Here is a 16,948-nt window from a genome sequence, read left to right on the forward strand (position 1 = left end):
TTAAAATTTATAGACTTTTAATCTTGTTGATTCTAGATAAGTTCTACCAACTTTAGCTTGTTTGACTCCATCAATTAAAACAGCATCCCCAGTAAAATCAGTGCGTTTTTTAGTAATGGCTTGACCAACACCATAAATATCAACAGGAACATTTGCTTTTTCAAATTGGGCAATAACTTCAGCAGTAAAACCAGATGAAACAATAATTTTAACATGCTGATGGCCAGCAGCATCTAAACCTTTTCTAACTTCTCTAACTAAATATTGATTAACTCCATAAAGATTAGCATCAATGGGAAATTGATCTTTTTTCTGAGCTAATGTTTGATCAATTAAATTACCTGATGTATCTAAACGCACAGCATAAAGTTTTTCACCAAAATAATTAGCCACTTCCACAGCTTGAGTGACACAATCATTATTGTAATCAACTAAAGAAACTAAATTGTTATCTGGAAATGCTTGAGCAAAAGCTTTGGTCGCTTCTAAGGTATTACCATCAAAAGCTTGGATTAAAGCATGTGGCATAGTCCCACTCGGTTGAGGAATGGTTAAATCATCTTTGAAATATTCAATCGATGCATCAGACACAAAAAATTTACATCCAGCAATGTAAGCAGAATACCCATCACTTTGTTGGTTCGCATAAAGGTCTGCACGATCATTCATATTTAAAACTGTTTTATGATTGGCAGCTTTTTGAATTTCATAAAAGTTAGTTGCAATTGAACAATTGCGACTTAAAATTCCATCAATCATCCCTTCTAATCAACCAAAGTCTTGATATAATCCTTCAATTCTCAAAACTGGTTCTAGTGGCGAAATGAGATCACCATCATTTAAAGTTCAAATTTTTAAATTTTGATAATTTGGTGAAGCAAATTTAATTAAAGCTAAAACTTCTTGGATACCAGACAACATAATATTGTCTTTTCTTTGAAATCATTGCATTGTAATTTGTTGATTGGGATGAAATGTTTTTAAAATATGCACTGTTTTTTTAAAGTAATCAGCAATATAATAACCATCTTTAATGCGGGGGTCGAATTGAAAATTATTGACGAGTTTCATAAACACCTCAAAAGCTTGCTCCAACATGTGCCTGATATGATTGATCTAAAATAATCACACCTTCTTCATTAAAGTCTTTGTCTCGGAAATTCAATTCATTAACCGAACAAAACATGCCAACAGTCGGATAACCACGCATCATCCCGCTGTGAATTACATTTCCGTTTGGTAATCAAGTGCCATCAGTCGCCATCACAGTTAATGTCCCAACAGCCACATTTTTAGCAGCCGTCACAACATCAACAACACCATCATTGTTTTGCACTTTACATGCTTTTAATTGTGTGCCTTCAATTGGTTGGATTTCTAAAACTTGGCAAATCACGAATTGTGGAAGTTGGGTTAAAGGATAAATGTTTCTTAATTGTTGTTCAACAAAATTAATTGCTTTTCTTGTTTCACTAATTAAACCTGGGGTGAAAACAATTTCATCACTAATATTTGCAATGTTAAAGCCAGTGATTTCATCACCTGACTTGATAATTGTAATATTTCCTTTTGTTTCAATTTCTGGATGAGAACTTGGTTTTTCTAATGTGATTAAAAGTGTATCAAATTCAACATTATAAAAAATGCCATATTTTTTTTCCATTAGCAAAAACTCCTTTTTATATATAATATTGTATAATATAAATTGTACAAATTTAAAGGAAAAAGGAAAATGAAAATTGCGATATTAACAGATTCATCATATGGTGGTAGCTTAAAAGATTTTAAAGATCTTTACCAAGTCCCATTAATGATTACTGAAGAAAACGGAAATGGCATCCCAGATGACGAAAATTTAACAGAAGATTATTTCTATGAACTTTTAGAAAAACAAGCTTTAAAAACTTCGTTAACAACTCCCAAAACCATGTTAGAGATGTGAGATAAATTACTGACTGAATATGATCAAATTATCTTCATGTCACTATCAAAAGGGTTAAGTGGTCAGTTTGCAACCTTTAGAATGCTAAGTGAAACTGAAGATAAATATAAAGGAAAAGTATTTGTCGTTGACACTAATGGTGTTTCAATTATTTTGCAACATTTAGTTAGAAATGTTGCAGTGTGAATTGCTGAAAATAAAACTGGGTTTGAAATTATGGAATTAACTTTACAAAAACATAACAAATTCTCAGCTTTTATTATTCCTAAAAACTTAGAAACATTAAAACGTGGAGGAAGAATTACTCCTGCTGCTGCCGCTTTAGCTAAGATGCTAAAAATCACGCCAATCTTACGCTATAATGGCCAAATCGACAAACAAGGAACTGCCAGAACTTTTAAAAAAGCAGTTCTTGAAGCATTAGAACTACTTAAAAAAGAGAAGAAGGGTATCAAAGAAATTGATATCAGTTATTCTAAGATTCAAGAAGAAACATTAGAATTATTAAAGTCGCTAATTGCTAAAGAAGGCTTTACAATTAACTTAGAAGCAAAACTACCAAAAGTAATTGCTTCACACACTGGGCCAGAAACAGTGGCCTTAGTTGCATGAGATAAAGGAGAATAAAATGAAAATAGGATTTTTAATCGATAGTTCAGCTATTATTAATACTGATGATTTTACAAAAACGCACATTGAAGTAATTCCATTACATATTACTTCTTCTGATGGAATTGATATTTTAGATACTCCAGAAAATGTAAAAAAGATTAATTTTTGAGAATTAATTAAAAATGGTAAAGATTTCAAAACTAGCCAAGCATCTCCAGGTGAATTAGAAGTTAAATATAATGAAATGTTAACTAAATATGATCATGTGATTCATATTCCAATTCCAGGAAACTTATCATCAATGCTTTCAACAGCAATGATGGTTGCAAAAAGTGATGAATTTAAAAATAAAGTTACAGTTATTGATAACAAAACAATTCCTGCTCAAGGAATTCGTGAAATGGCTTTATATTTAGATGGACTAGTGAAACAAGAAAAATTAACAACACCAGCTGATATCGTTAAAGAATACAATGCCCAATGTCATTCAATGTACATTGCAATTGTGCCAAGTAATTTGAAAAAACTTGCTAGTGGTGGAAGAGCGAAAACAGTTATTTCTACAGTTTTGAATATTTTGAAAACTAAAGTTTTAATTAGATGAAACGAAAAACCAGAAAAACAAGCAATCGGAAGAACAATGCATTCCATTATGCATAAAGTGATTGAAACCGTTAAAACCGAATTTAATGGCGGAAATGCTCGTGTTTACTTCTTATGTTCACAACTAGTTAGTCAAAAATATATTGATGCTGTTAAAGAGGCTTTTGAAGAAGCTAAAATTAAATACATCACTGAACCAATTTCTGCACTCTATCCTGTGCATGCCGGAATTGAAACAATTGGTTTCTTAGTGACTGATTTAAAATATTAAAAAACAACTTTTAAAAAAGTCGTTTTTTTATTTGCTATTGGCAGGGGTGAAAAGAATCGAACTCTCAACACGCGGTTTTGGAGACCACTGTTCTACCATTGAACTACACCCCTAAATAAATAAATCGCACAAATGCGCGATAGTTTTAAATTGGCAGGGGCAACAAGACTTGAACTCGTGACACTCGGTTTTGAAGACCGATGTTCTACCAACTGAACTATGCCCCTATAATAGTTGTCAAAAGACTTTTTAATTATAGCAATCAGTCCTTAATAAGGCAAGATGAAGATTTAAAAAAAGCTATTTCGCATTTGAAATAGCTTACTCAAAGTTGATATGATTACTCTTGACAAACGATAACATTGTGATTGTCATACTTTTATTTTTACTAAGTGGCTTTTTGATAACATTTTTGACACAAACCATGAATTTCAATTTTAAAATGGTCAAAAGTCATCTGGTGATTTTGGGCCAATTGTTTTAATCTTGATTCATCAATAACTTGCAACTCCTGATCATCTAAGTGTTGAATAGCTAAACAACTATCACATTTTAAATGAACTGATTTAACATCTTGAATTTCATAAACAATTTGTTTGCCATTAAATGTGTTGGCAAACAAGAGATGTTTTTCTAACAACAAGTTTAAGGTGTTGTAAACACTCATTACATTAGTGTTGGCACTTGTTTTTTCAACAATTTTAATAATGTCATTAATTGTTGGGTGATCAGTGGTAATAATGGCTTTAATCACTTCAGATCTAATGTTAGTGACGCGAATGCCATCTTTTTTTAGTTTGCCAATAATTTGGTCATATTTTTTTTGAGCTATCGCATCCATTATTTACTTAGTTTTTCAATGATTTTAAGTAATTGATCAATATTCTCAATACTTAAAATTTGGTCATCAGGAATACGAATTGATAATTCGTCTTCTAGTTGAATAACCATATCCATTAAATCTAAAGAATCGACACCCATATCAACAAACTTGGTTTGTTTGTTAATAGCACCTTTGGCACCTTTTGTTTTTAGTGCTTTTATAATTTGATCATATATCTTATCCATGTCTTTGTCCTCTTAAATTATTATACTATTTTTATAAAAATTATAAATCATCAATTCATAAACGCAAAGCTGACTTACTTTTTACTTGAAACTATTGTATCAACATTAATCATAAGAAAGTTTATAAATCCAATAATTTGCACTACCATTATTTTCATAGTTAACTTTTACTTGTGTTGGTTTGTTTTGATCAAATTGAATATCATATTTAAGATGCGGATTTCTTGTTTTTAAAACTTGATATAACTTATCAATATTGATTGTTTTTTGGTCACTAATCATATTAACTTCTGGTTGAGTTAAGACAATTGGTTCTAATGCTTCATTTGTTTGCTGATTAAAACTAGTAAATTTTAAAATTAAGGCAATACTTGTTCCCATAATACTTAATCAAAAAAGCAAGACAAAAGTTAAATTTAACATTTTGCTTTTACTAATGACTATTTTTTTCATAACTTAATTGCGGAATCGCTAACTTTAAATTCATAAAATATTTGTGGCCAAATAATTCATAATTCAAATTAAGATATTGACCTCCATTATTGTATGGGTTAAAGATTAAACCTTTTTCCTCTCCTCCTTCTTGAATTGTTTGCTTTGTTTGATTAATAAATAAATTATTATGCAAGTTAATTGCAAAATAATCTTTCTGATTTTGAATATCCATTTGAGCTTTAAATTCATATTTTTTTTCAGAATCACTGATAATTGCAAATTTTTCAAAATTAAAATTCGGTGCATAAACTTCATCCAAAACATTATCAACCATTTCTTTAGTCCCCAAATTTGGTAATTGGGCATAATTTGGCACAATCGTTTTATATTTCACCTTTAATAAATTTTGGTAGTGATAGTTATAAAAAAATGCCTGCGACTCATTTTTCACTCATCGCACAATTGCTTGCTTTTCCACATCATCAAAGATTAAAATTTCATTATCAATGAAATTTTCATCTTTCAGTTTTAAATCGATTTTAATATTTCCTCGTCCTTCATAATAGTGATCAAAAAGATAAGCATAGTTAATTTGCATTTGTTCAGCATATGCTTCTTGAGGAATTTTCACAACTAACACATCTTGGTTAGTTGTGAAATCGGTTTTGAATTCACTCGTTTCTAATTTAATTTTTTTATTATTTGCATTAATAAAAAAATTGATGTTAAAGTTTTTTAAAGTTTTAACATCTGTTGACTTAAATCAAATCAACATTTTGTAATATGCTTCTTTATCTTTATGGACAATTTTGTTCATAAATGTGGCTGAAGTTTGAATGTTTCAACCATTGACTAGCATATCTCTTTTAATATTTATATGTTCTCCAATCATACATACCCCTTATTAGATTAGAAATTTTTTGTGAAGATTTGCTAAAAAAAATAAAAAACTAACCAAAAGGTTAGTATTTTCTAAAATAATGGGGCGTATAAAGGGAATTGAACCCTCGAATGCCGGGACCACAACCCGGTGCGTTAACCACTTCGCCATATACGCCATATATAGCAACATATAGATAATAAATTATGTACTAGTTAATGTCAAATCAGATTGACTGATAAAGTGTTTATTTCGCTTCCCTGATTGTTTTAATTTGTTGCAGTAGTCTTGAAGAGATGGCCAACTCTTCAGTATCAGCAATTAAAATGATAGTTTCAATGTGTGGATTCAGCATTTTATTAGCATGGGCCATTTCCACTTCAAAGTCAAAATCTTGTTTGTTTCTTACCCCACGTAGTAAAAAATTAAAGTGATGTTCAATCGCAAAATCAATTGTTAATTGTTTATAGTTCACCATCACTTTAATTTTTTTATTCCCTTTAATCATCGCTTTGATTTGTTCAACTCGTAATTCAATAGGGGTTTGGTTTTGTTTATCAGGATTGTTAGTGACCACAATCACCACTTGATCAAAAAAAGTTAAAGCTCTTTTAACCAAAGCTAAATGCCCTTGGTGAAAAGGGTCAAAACTACCAGCAAACATGATTTTTCGTTTTCTCACAACAAATACCTCTACTAATGATTATAAAATAAAAAAAACACTAAATTTAGTGTTTTTGATAAGTCTTATTTTTTAGCTTTGGTTTTAGCTTCTGCTTGTTTTCCTTCTTCAGCTAAAGCAAGATTAATTTCTTGTCTTTTTTTACGTGAAGGGATGACGATGTTGTTTAATAACACACCAGAAACTGATAGATAAACTCAGAATAGAATTAAAACTAAAATTGATAATGTTGAAAGTAAATCAGTATTTCAAGTTACATTCAACATTCCTAGAATTATTCCTAAAATGTTAATTCCGACTGATAAGAATCAAGCGATAATTGGTAAGATTACTCCATCAATTAAAACTTTTTTGCTCATTCCTTCTGGAGATTTATTTGCATCCATTAATGTTGCAATAACATATAAGATTAAGCAAGTTGATAGAACAGCTGTCCCTAATCTTGAGAAGAAGATGTTCATCATTGATGAAGATGTTCCGGGTGCAGTAATTGGTCCCATGGCAATAATTCCATTAATTCCAATTGCTAAAGTAATTGCCATCACTATGAATAATGAATAGTAAGATACCGCTGGAATAATTAGATCTTTTCTCATGTTTTTGTATGAGGCTTTAGAAATTGTGAATCCAGCATGTAATGCAATAGTGATGATGAATCAAGTCACAATAATTAAGGCTGGGGCAGTGTTTGATGCTGCTCCTGAAATTCCTAAGGCTCCAATTAATGGCAGAATAACTGCATTAATTGCAATTGTTGGCACAATTGCAAAAATTAGGAAAACATACATTCTAAACATCTCTAGTGAGAATAGTTTTCAAGCTAATTTAGATTGTGTGTCCACTTTAGTTTCAACAGCTTTGTAATAAGCGATTGAGTATTTTGATCCGATTGATGTATATTCATAACCACGTTTAAAGTCAAAGAACATTTCATCTTGTTTTGTTGTCATTGCATTAATGCGTTCTTTTTCATACATTTCTTTTAATGACATAATAACCACTTCACATGGTTTAATAAATCTTTTTAAGTTTCCTTCGACGATTAAAACGTCTCCGATTTCATCCATCATATTGATCAAGTATGTTGGTTTAAATGCTAGTCCATTGTATGAACCATAAGCAGTTTTAACTTGTTCAAAGTCTCCAGCTACTAGTTTATCGTGTAAATCATTTGCAAATTTAATTGCATTTTGACAATTGAATAAAATGTTTGATCGTCTTGCTTTCAAGTAAGATTTGATGCCAATCACAGTTCCAAAGAAGATTGTTTTTGTCAATGGTACTAACATTGCAAAAACCCCCCCAACTAACACTAATTTAAATGGTGCCAGAATTGTTGCTGTTAATGAATTAGCAGCTCAGAATCCGCCAAAGAAATTTGGAATTGTGGCGTTAATGATATCACCTTTTGCCAATGGTTTTAATGCTCCATCTACCATTATCATAAGCGCTTCTTTGACTTGTCAGTTTCCATCAGAGAAGGCGATGTATTTATCAAAAGATGATGAACCTTGTTGAGCACCCTTACCAACTACAATAATAAGTTTATCTAATGTTGATTGCGCGTCATAAACGTCAAAATTTGTATGAAATAGTGATACCCCATCAACAAAAGTTGTATATCCAAAGTAGATTACAAACACGACAAACAAAATAACTAATTGTCTAGTTAATTTTCTCATGTAAAAAATATTTCCTTTCTATTATTTTTTATTTACCAAATAAAAACTACGCCAACGTAGTTTTGGCCATTATGGTTAATTAACCACAATATTTACAATTTTATCAAAAATCACGATTTCTTTCACTATTTTTTTGTTTTTTATGAATTTATCCACATTTTCATCGCTTTTTGCTAATTTAATTAAAGTTTCTTTATCTAATCCGATTGCCACTTCTTTGGTTCCTCTTAATTTACCATTAACTTGGAAAGCAATTGTGACTGTTGAAGCAATTAATTTGGTTTCATCATAAATTGGTCATGCTTCATTGACCAAACTAGTTTCATGTCCTAAGATTGATCAGATTTCTTCAGCTAGATGTGGGGCAAATAAAGCCAGCATCTTGACAAACCCCTCAATATAAGGCTGATAAATTGTTGATGGTTCATATTTATAAAAAGCATTCATTAAAACCATCAATTGTGAAATAGCTGTATTGAGTTTTAATTCATCAACCATAATGGTCACTTTTTTAACAACATCATGATACACAAAATCAAGTTCTTGATTATTTGTTGTTGAAAAAGTAGTGTTATTGACTAATCTAAAAACACGGTTCAATCATTTCAAAGCAGCATCTAATCCATCATAACTTCAAGGTAAGGAGGCATCAAGTGGCCCCATAAACATTTCATATAATCTTAAAGCATCAGCTCCATGTGATTGAATCACATCATCAGGATTAATCACATTCCCTCAAGATTTAGACATTTTTTTACCATCAGGTCCTAAAATCATTCCTTGGTTATAAAGCTTTTGAAATGGTTCTTGAGTTTTTAAAATCCCTAAATCATAGAGCACATGATTTCAAAATCTTGCATATAACAAATGTCCAACAGCATGCTCTTGTCCACCAATATATAAATCTACAGGCATTCATTTATTAAAACGCGCTTTTGCTTCTTCACTTTCCAAATCAATTAATTGATTTGGTTGATCAGTTAGAATATAAGCTAAATAATATCAAGATGAACCAGCAGATTGGGGCATAGTGTTAGTTTCTCGTTTAACTTTTTGACCATTCACTTCAATTTCGACTCATTCTTTAACGTTTGCTAAAGGTGATTCGCCAGTGCCGCTTGGTTTAATATAACTAGTTTGTGGTAAAGTGACTGGTAAGTCTTTAACATCAATTAAACCAATGTTCCCATCATTTGTATAATAAACCGGAAATGGTTCACCATAAAATCTTTGGCGAGAAAATAATCAATCTCTTAACTTGTAATTGATTTTTTTGATTCCTAAATTTTCAGCTTCTAGTCTTTCAAGAATTTTTCGATTGGCTTCTTGACGATCTAAACCATCTAAAAAGTCAGAATTAATATGTTTAGCTTCACCAACAAATGCTTTACTTTGATCTTTTGCTGCTAAAACAAATTTAATTGCTAAATTAAATTTAGTGGCAAATTCTCAATCACGTGGGTCATGAGCAGGAACTGCCATGACAGCACCACTTCCGTAATCATTTAACACATAATCAGCAATTCAAACCGGAATTGCTTCTTTTGTGATGGGATTAATGGCATAAGCACCAGTAAAGACACCTGTTTTTGGTTTAGAATCATCTTTACGGTCAATTTCAGATTTTTGTTTGGTTTGTTTAATATAAGTTTCAACTTCAGATAGTTGGTTTGAAGTTGAAATTAAGTGCACAGCTTCGTGTTCTGGGGCTAAAACTAAATATGTTGCTCCATAAATCGTATCAGCCCTGGTTGTAAAAACTTTTAAATCAACTCCAGTTTGAGTTTTGAAACTAATTTCCACGCCTTCAGATTTACCAATTCAATTTTTTTGTAATTCTTTGACTGATTGTGGTCAATCCAATGTTTCTAATCCAGCTAAGAGTTTTTCAGCATAAGCAGTGATTTTTAAAACTCATTGTTTCATAGTTTTTTTAACAACAGGATAACCCCCACGTTCACTAACCATGATTCCATCTTTAATTTCAACTTCGTCATTTGCTAAGACCGTTCCTAAATCTTGTGATCAATTAACTTCAATATCTCGTAATTCAGCTAAGCCTAATTTGTATAATTGTTCAAAAATTCATTGGGTTGTTTTGTAAAATTCTGGATGGGCAGTATTCACTTCTTTATTAAAATCATAACCAAAACCAAGAGTTTGCAGTTGAGTTCTAAAAGTATCAATATTTTTTAAAGTAAATTCTCTTGGATCATTCCCTGTACTTAAAGCGTATTGTTCAGCTGGTAGCCCGAAAGCATCTCATCCAATTGGATGAAGAACATCATAACCTTGCATACGACGAAAACGAGAAAAGACATCAGTTGCTGTATAACCTTTAACATGCCCAACATGTAAACCAGACCCACTGGGATATGGAAACATATCTAAAATATAAGCTTTCTTATCTTTGTTTGATGTGGTTTGATAAACATCCTTTTCTTTTCAAATTTTTTGTCATTTTTTTTCAATTGCTTTATGTGAAAAATCCATTTTACTCCTTTATTTCATTTATTAATTGTACTATTTTTATTGAAAATTAAAAAACTAAATGTTGGATAATAATGAGATTCAAAAAAATGCAAAGAAAAACACTAATTTGGTCAGTAGTAATGTTTTAAAATTTCGATTTTAAAACATTAAATTCCTAATTAGTGAAATTGCTTTTTTAGTGTAGCTAAGATGATTATGTTCTAATTCTATAACCAAAATATAGTGCTGTTAATAGAATAAGAAAAACAGTAATATTAATCGGTATTAAATAAGATGAATCAACCACTTTGTTATGGTTTATAGATTTAAGTTGAATTTTTTTATCATGAAGATTAGTTGGATCATTTGGATTTCCTTGCAAAGGAATTTGATCATATGCTATTTCAAATTTTATATTTAAAACTTGTGGGAATAATGGTTTGTTTAAACCATCTCAATTATCATAATAATAATTTTTATTACCACCATAAAACATTAAATTCAAACCAAATAATGGGTTAAAGAAATTGTTATTTTTCATTTTATTATTAAATTTTTGAAATAATTCTAATTTAAATAAATCAGCATCAGAAATGATTTTTCCTTTTTCTTTTAGCAAGAACGCATCATAAAGTAAGGTGTACAATTTTGATTGTAGTCTGGGCGCAGTCTCATTGATGTTCACACGTTTATTTGCATAAGAGCGTAATTTAGCTTTAGATAAATAATCACCAAATTTAGATAAAATAATATCATCACTTTGTATTAAGTCTTGAGCCGTTTCAGTACCTCAACTATCATTCGGATATTTGCTTTCAAGACTTTTAAAAACATCATTTATTTCTATAAATTTTTTATTTGCCAATTCTAAAAAATTATTACGATTTATCTCTTCGGTTTCATTTGGCAAGTATCCTTCATTCATCATTTTTAAAAAATTATACTTATTATCATTTTCCATCAATTGATAAAACTCAAAAGATTCATTTAAATAATTACCAATACCCATATAATCACCATCTGAAAAATCATCAGATGAACTAGTTACTCCACCACCAATAACTTCTGATTTTGAACTAGAGAAAATCATATTTCTAGATAAAGGTTCTGGTTTTACTTTATTGCTAATGAAATTTCCAGACAGTGCACTAAATATTAAAAGCAATACCATAACAACAGTTGCGAAAACATTTGTCATTTTTGCTTTAAAAATAAATAACAAAAATATAGATATTAGTAGTGTTAAAAAGGCGATGAAGGCAATTCAACCAAAAAACGAAATAAATAAACGATATGAATGTGTTTCATGAATTTGAACTGTACTTACATAAAATATAGTATTAACCATGTATTGAGTAAATAAACTTATCGAAATTAATAAAACAATAATCAATAAACGATAAAAATACATGAAATGTTTTTTTAGACCAATACGCATTTCCATTTTATTGACACCTTCAACATTATCATATTGGTATAATTTTGAAAAACAAAATATAGTTCACAAAATGTTTATTAATGAATAGACCAAAGTTTCAGCAACATAAAAAAAGTAAATGTTAGTATGATCAATATAAGCATTCAGTCCAAATGAACTAATTAACCCAAAAATAATTCCGAAAACTAAATTGAAAAAAACAATGCCAATAAAATATGGGGTTTTAATTAAATCGAAAAATCTTAATCCAAAGTAAATAATTTTTGTTTTATTCATAAACTTCCCCCTTGTAGTTGATCGCTTCTAAAAACTGCTGTTTAACATTTGGCTTAGCTGGCCCTTGAAATTTGACGGTTCCTTGATCAATAATAATTATTTCATTAAAAAAATTGCTAAACTCTTCGACCAAATGAGTAATAATAATAATTGTTTTATCACTATTTGCAATTTTTTTAATTTCATCAATAATCATTTGTTTATTTGAAAGATCTAAATTTGCTGTTGGTTCATCAAAAAATATAATTTTTGGATTCAAAATTTTACAAGCTAACAAAGAAACCAATTTTTGTTGCCCACTAGATAAAGAGGAAATTAATGTTTTTTTCAAATTTTTTTGTAAAAAATAAATGTTTTCTTCATTGAGTTTTTTTTCAAAACCTTTTAGTGTTTGTTTGTTGAATAAATACTGTGTTCTTAATAAGTTATAAATAGATAAATGTTTTTGTAAATCATTATTATCAGGAAAATAATAGATTTGACTTAAATTTTTTTCATTCATTTTTTGATTATCAAATGTAATTGTTCCACTTTCATAATCATATTCATTAAAAATACATTTCAAAAGTGTCGTTTTGCCAACTCCATTATTACCTAATAATCCATAGTGTTTTCCTGGCTTAAAAATAGCATTAACATCAATTAAAATTTTTTTATTTTTAATTTTTTTTGTTAAATTAGTAACCTTTATTTCCATTAATCGTTCTCCTAAATTGAATTGCTCATATATATGTAATTTATACTCTCAAGTCCAATAAGTGAGATATTGTTACATCCTGAAATTCTTTTTGATGAAGCTTGCCCCATAAAATATAGTGCATTATTAATATTTTTATAATATAATGAACTACGAATTTGCGAACCAACTTGACTATTTTCCAAAACTATTTTCCCATTTAATAAACTTCCAGAAATCATTGTTAACGAAATATCATTTAACAAATATGAGTAGTTCAAAGCATTTATGGTTGCATAAATGCTTTGGTTACCACTATTACAAAAACCTGAAACTGTATAAGAAACTAATGTTGGTGCAACCATTTTTCAAGAATTCTTAATTTTGTCTTCAAAAATATTTCTTGCTTTATCAAATAAGGAATCTAATGAAATATAATGAGTTCCTATTGATAATGGCATATTGGCAAATACTGGTTCAGTTTTATTATCCAAATTAATATTTGAATTATTTCCTTCAATTTTATCCAAACTAAACTTTGTTAAAGTTGCATGATTATATATGCTACCCCAAGCTCAATGATATCAAACACCCATTTTTACATTTATTTTCAAACCAGACGAATCCCATTTTTGTTGAACCTCAATTCTTCCAGCTTCAGTGTCTGTACCAGACATTTCATATTGCACTTGTTCTGTGTGTTCTTCAGGTCTTAAAGATATGTCAGAGGTTGTTCATTTTAATGGCACATTTTTCCCTTCACTATATCTTCAACCTAATTTAGAATCTCACATATTAAATGCATAGTAATATTTCAATTCAATTTTAGAACCAATTTTAGAAATTAATTCATATTTATTATTTGTGGCAAAATCACTAAAATTATATTGAATTAATGGTAACTCTACGTCATATCACTTATCTTTAGCTAAATAACCCAAGTTATAATCAATTTTATTATCTTCGGGTGATAATGTGTCGTTTGTTGAATCCAAATATAAACGATATTCTACATTATTTTTTCTTTCATTTTGTGATAAATTACTTATTTTAGCATCATTTTGTAATGTAAAAAGTGATGGGTTTTCATTTTTGTTTTGTGTTTTTTGTACAACAATATTCATTGTTGGAGATACAGTTAAAACAGAACTGCATAATAGTAAAGATTTAAACATTTTTTTACCTCGCTTTACAAAATTATTAAAACACAAAGTAACATATATTTAGTAGAATAAATTTTCCAAAAAAGAGATAAATAATTTCCATATTTATACAAAAAAACTAGAAAGTTATCCTTGTTAAGAAATTAACTTTTTAGTTTTTAATTGTTTTTTTCTTGATTGGTTTTTTCACTTTAGCTGTGAATAATTTTAATCAATTATTTTTTTCACTTTCTTGGTCAATGGTTAGGTTTTGTGCTCAGTTTCCTTTTTTATAGAACATAAAGCCAATGAACACTTTAAACACTTCTAAACTACAAACAATTAAATGAATATAAATAATATCTAATGGCATAATACCACTACCATTTAAGGAAATCAAAATTGCTAAAACTGGAATTGTGATGGTTCAAGTAAAGATCGAATCAATCGCCAATGATCACCAGACTTTTCCTCCAGCTCGCAAGACAGAATAGAAAATATTTGAAGTCATCACAAAAATATAAAACAAACTATAAATGAAGATCATTCAAATAGCAATTCTTTGGGCTTCAGCTACCGAGTTAGAAAACAATACTCCCGGAATCACGAATGATAATCCAGCAAGCAATGCTCCAGCAAGCAAGGCAATGACAAGTCCAATAAAAATTAAATGTTTAGAATTTTGTTTGGCTTGCTCAATTTTATTCGCCCCGAGATCATTACCAACAAAGGTCGTGATTCCGGCATTAATGCCATGATAGAGTGGTGAAAAAATCACACCCGTAATTGTGGCAAACATTGCATTGGCAGTTAAAGCATCCAATGAGTAAGAACCTCTTAGTTTCACTTGAATCATTAACCCAACTGAAAAGAGAATTTCGTTGAATAGCAACGGTGCTGCTTTATGCATCGTTTTCATCAAAATTGGTTTTTCAACTTTAAATGATGACCAATGAGGAATAAATTCAAATCTTTTTCAACTTAAAAGACCAATGATAAATAAGGTTTGTAATACACGTCCAAGCACAGTTGCTAGTGCAGTTCCTTGCACTCCCAACCCGTGGAAGTTTCCTAAGAAAGTTGGTGAAGTTAAAAATACATTCATCACAACATTAGCAGCTAGTGAGATAATTGACATTCAGAAAGCGTAAAATACACGTTTGGTTTCTCTTAATGTAGTAATCGCTACTTCGTTAATGGTGAATAAAATATAAGTTGGTCCAATAATTTGATAGTATTGAATTCCTTGTTGAGTGGACAAGACAGCAGCACGATATTGAATATAATCAAATAATTGTTTGACATTATTTTGAGTGACTGGCGTTCCATCTTGTCAAGAGGCTGGTGTTGGTTGGGTTGTAAAGCCAATCAAACCATCAATAATCCCTGGAATGGCAAAGATGGCAAATAAAGAAGTGATGGCAAAAACAACATAAATTTTAATAGTGGTTACTTTTCTTAATTTTTCGTGATCACCAGACCCAAAATATTGTGATGAGTAAACTCCACAACCATAACAAAATCCTGAAATAGAAACAAACATGATGACATATAATTGGTTAGATGCAGTGACACCATTAACAGCGATTTGTCCGGCATCATACATTAATTTATCACCAAAATAATTAAGACTAATATTTGCTTGATTTAGTCATTCGGGGTTTTTTACTCCATCCACCCAATTTATTTGAATAAAATGTCTTAAATCTTTCAAACCATCAACGTGATCTTCATGTAAGAAGTTAACGAAAATATTATCAATAATATCACTTGATGCCATAATCATTTCTTGCAAAATTGCTCAGATAATAATTAAAATGGCAGCTTTATATCATTGATGTTTAGTAAATAATCGAGATGTTTTATTTTTAGTTGTTTTTAATTCTTGCATTTTTAATTTTTTACCTTTTAATACCCTTCATTATGGAATTATACACAAAAAAAGCACGTTGTGTGCTTTGTTTTTTTCAATGGTCGGAATAATTGGACTTGAACCAACGACCTCTCCGTTATCAGCGGAGTGCTCTAACCAGCTGAGCTATATTCCGAAAGACTTTTTAATTCTATTGTAAAAGGTGAAAAATATCAAGTCTTTATTACCACAAAAACACAAATAAACCTTGATTAAGTCACATTACTCTAACTGATTGACCAATTAAAATGCAATAATGCCCTTTTTAAGATAAAAGTAAAATTTGCTTAAATGCTCAAGCGACTCTTCATTAGGTAGAAAAATTGCAAATAAAAAAGTGAAAAATTTCACTTTTTTATTGTTCTTGACAAATTGTTTTTCTATCCGTTTGCTTGTTGAGCATAAAAATGACTTAATAATTCTTCAAGTTTCACTCCAAGATCATTAATTTCTGGTTGTTTATCTAGGGCAGGTTTTGAATTGATCATTTTTTGGGCAACAGCAATCATTTTTTGAAGTTGGACAACTTTTTCAGAAGTTTGGGTCTGTTCAACAAGCTCCAATCCTTTAGATACCAAGTATGCTAACTCATCTCAATCAGCTTCATTATTCAAGGTTTTGGTTATTTTGTTTAATTGTTTTTGCATATTATTTAATTTAGTGATGACAACGACAATAAATCAAATTGAAAGTGTAAAACCAATCAACGAACCAATAATGGCAAATGCTAACATTTTTTTATTCCTTTCTTTTTTAATTTTTTAGTCAAAATTTCATAATTATTTAATTTCGCTTTTTGATTATACAAAAAAGCATCGTGTAACAAAAGTTTTTTAAACTAACTAAGATGTAGGGTT

At 29.7% G+C, this 16,948-nt stretch carries 16 protein-coding genes and 4 tRNA genes; 2 read left to right on the plus strand and 18 right to left on the minus strand.

Going from position 1 to position 16,948, the window contains the following annotated elements; translation table 4 throughout:
* Together P695_RS0101885 and ytpR are read right to left on the minus strand one after the other, a co-directional pair.
* Window positions 1-1,071 (minus strand): nicotinate phosphoribosyltransferase, encoded by a 1,071-nt coding sequence (locus P695_RS0101885; protein WP_028126598.1) that lies wholly within the window; start codon window positions 1,069-1,071, stop codon window positions 1-3.
* A complete protein-coding gene (ytpR, locus tag P695_RS0101890) occupies window positions 1,055-1,663 on the minus strand; it encodes a YtpR family tRNA-binding protein (RefSeq protein ID WP_028126599.1) in 609 nt (202 codons plus the stop codon). Before ytpR ends, P695_RS0101885 begins: the two co-directional genes overlap by 17 nt.
* A 69-nt stretch (window positions 1,664-1,732) precedes the next feature.
* On the opposite strand from ytpR, the gene P695_RS0101895 reads away from it, so the two are divergent.
* Together P695_RS0101895 and P695_RS0101900 are read left to right on the plus strand one after the other, a co-directional pair.
* Window positions 1,733-2,569 carry a DegV family protein gene (locus P695_RS0101895; protein ID WP_028126600.1) on the plus strand — a complete coding sequence of 279 codons (837 nt, stop codon included), beginning with the start codon at window positions 1,733-1,735 and terminating at the stop codon, window positions 2,567-2,569.
* 1 nt (window position 2,570) lies between these two features.
* A complete protein-coding gene (locus P695_RS0101900; protein WP_028126601.1) occupies window positions 2,571-3,428 on the plus strand; it encodes a DegV family protein in 858 nt (285 codons plus the stop codon).
* A 38-nt stretch (window positions 3,429-3,466) separates the two neighbouring features.
* On the opposite strand, the gene P695_RS0101905 is transcribed toward P695_RS0101900, so the two are convergent.
* The 16 genes from P695_RS0101905 to P695_RS0101980 form a co-directional block, all read right to left on the minus strand.
* Window positions 3,467-3,541 (minus strand) — tRNA-Trp (locus P695_RS0101905).
* Between the two features lie 38 nt (window positions 3,542-3,579).
* A tRNA-Trp gene (locus tag P695_RS0101910) sits at window positions 3,580-3,655 on the minus strand.
* A 161-nt stretch (window positions 3,656-3,816) separates the two neighbouring features.
* Window positions 3,817-4,269, minus strand: a complete 453-nt coding sequence (locus tag P695_RS0101915) for a Fur family transcriptional regulator (protein ID WP_035026229.1) — start codon at window positions 4,267-4,269, stop codon at window positions 3,817-3,819.
* Window positions 4,269-4,496: an acyl carrier protein gene (locus tag P695_RS0101920; RefSeq protein ID WP_028126603.1), complete on the minus strand. Its 228-nt coding sequence runs from the start codon at window positions 4,494-4,496 to the stop codon at window positions 4,269-4,271. The genes P695_RS0101915 and P695_RS0101920 overlap by 1 nt, the downstream gene beginning before the upstream one ends.
* 105 nt (window positions 4,497-4,601) lie before the next feature.
* Window positions 4,602-4,949, minus strand: coding sequence for a hypothetical protein (locus P695_RS0101925; RefSeq protein WP_028126604.1), 348 nt, complete (start codon window positions 4,947-4,949; stop codon window positions 4,602-4,604).
* Window positions 4,930-5,823, minus strand: a complete 894-nt coding sequence (locus P695_RS0101930) for a hypothetical protein (RefSeq protein ID WP_028126605.1) — start codon at window positions 5,821-5,823, stop codon at window positions 4,930-4,932. The genes P695_RS0101925 and P695_RS0101930 overlap by 20 nt, the downstream gene beginning before the upstream one ends.
* Before the next feature lie 89 nt (window positions 5,824-5,912).
* Window positions 5,913-5,988 (minus strand) — tRNA-His (locus P695_RS0101935).
* 70 nt (window positions 5,989-6,058) lie between these two features.
* The gene (gene coaD, locus P695_RS0101940; protein WP_028126606.1) at window positions 6,059-6,493 is read right to left on the minus strand and encodes a pantetheine-phosphate adenylyltransferase; all 435 of its coding nucleotides are present in this window, start codon (window positions 6,491-6,493) and stop codon (window positions 6,059-6,061) included.
* Window positions 6,494-6,558: 65 nt separating this feature from the next.
* Window positions 6,559-8,175 (minus strand): hypothetical protein, encoded by a 1,617-nt coding sequence (locus tag P695_RS0101945; RefSeq protein WP_028126607.1) that lies wholly within the window; start codon window positions 8,173-8,175, stop codon window positions 6,559-6,561.
* Between the two features lie 75 nt (window positions 8,176-8,250).
* Window positions 8,251-10,668 carry a leucine--tRNA ligase gene (gene leuS, locus P695_RS0101950; protein WP_028126608.1) on the minus strand — a complete coding sequence of 806 codons (2,418 nt, stop codon included), beginning with the start codon at window positions 10,666-10,668 and terminating at the stop codon, window positions 8,251-8,253.
* A 193-nt stretch (window positions 10,669-10,861) separates the two neighbouring features.
* Window positions 10,862-12,361, minus strand: coding sequence for a hypothetical protein (locus P695_RS0101955; RefSeq protein WP_028126609.1), 1,500 nt, complete (start codon window positions 12,359-12,361; stop codon window positions 10,862-10,864).
* The gene (locus tag P695_RS0101960; RefSeq protein WP_028126610.1) at window positions 12,354-13,058 is read right to left on the minus strand and encodes an ATP-binding cassette domain-containing protein; all 705 of its coding nucleotides are present in this window, start codon (window positions 13,056-13,058) and stop codon (window positions 12,354-12,356) included. The genes P695_RS0101955 and P695_RS0101960 overlap by 8 nt, the downstream gene beginning before the upstream one ends.
* Before the next feature lie 11 nt (window positions 13,059-13,069).
* Complete coding sequence (locus P695_RS0101965; protein WP_028126611.1) at window positions 13,070-14,212, minus strand: hypothetical protein; 1,143 nt, start codon at window positions 14,210-14,212, stop codon at window positions 13,070-13,072.
* Between the two features lie 139 nt (window positions 14,213-14,351).
* A complete protein-coding gene (locus tag P695_RS0101970; RefSeq protein ID WP_028126612.1) occupies window positions 14,352-16,070 on the minus strand; it encodes an MATE family efflux transporter in 1,719 nt (572 codons plus the stop codon).
* Window positions 16,071-16,150: 80 nt separating this feature from the next.
* Window positions 16,151-16,227: transfer RNA gene (locus tag P695_RS0101975), tRNA-Ile, on the minus strand.
* Window positions 16,228-16,471: 244 nt separating this feature from the next.
* Window positions 16,472-16,825: a hypothetical protein gene (locus tag P695_RS0101980; RefSeq protein WP_028126613.1), complete on the minus strand. Its 354-nt coding sequence runs from the start codon at window positions 16,823-16,825 to the stop codon at window positions 16,472-16,474.
* Between the last annotated feature and the right edge of the window lie 123 nt (window positions 16,826-16,948).

This window comes from Williamsoniiplasma lucivorax ATCC 49196 (assembly GCF_000518285.1).
Taxonomy (GTDB): Bacteria; Bacillota_I; Bacilli_A; order Mycoplasmatales; family Mycoplasmataceae; genus Williamsoniiplasma; species Williamsoniiplasma lucivorax.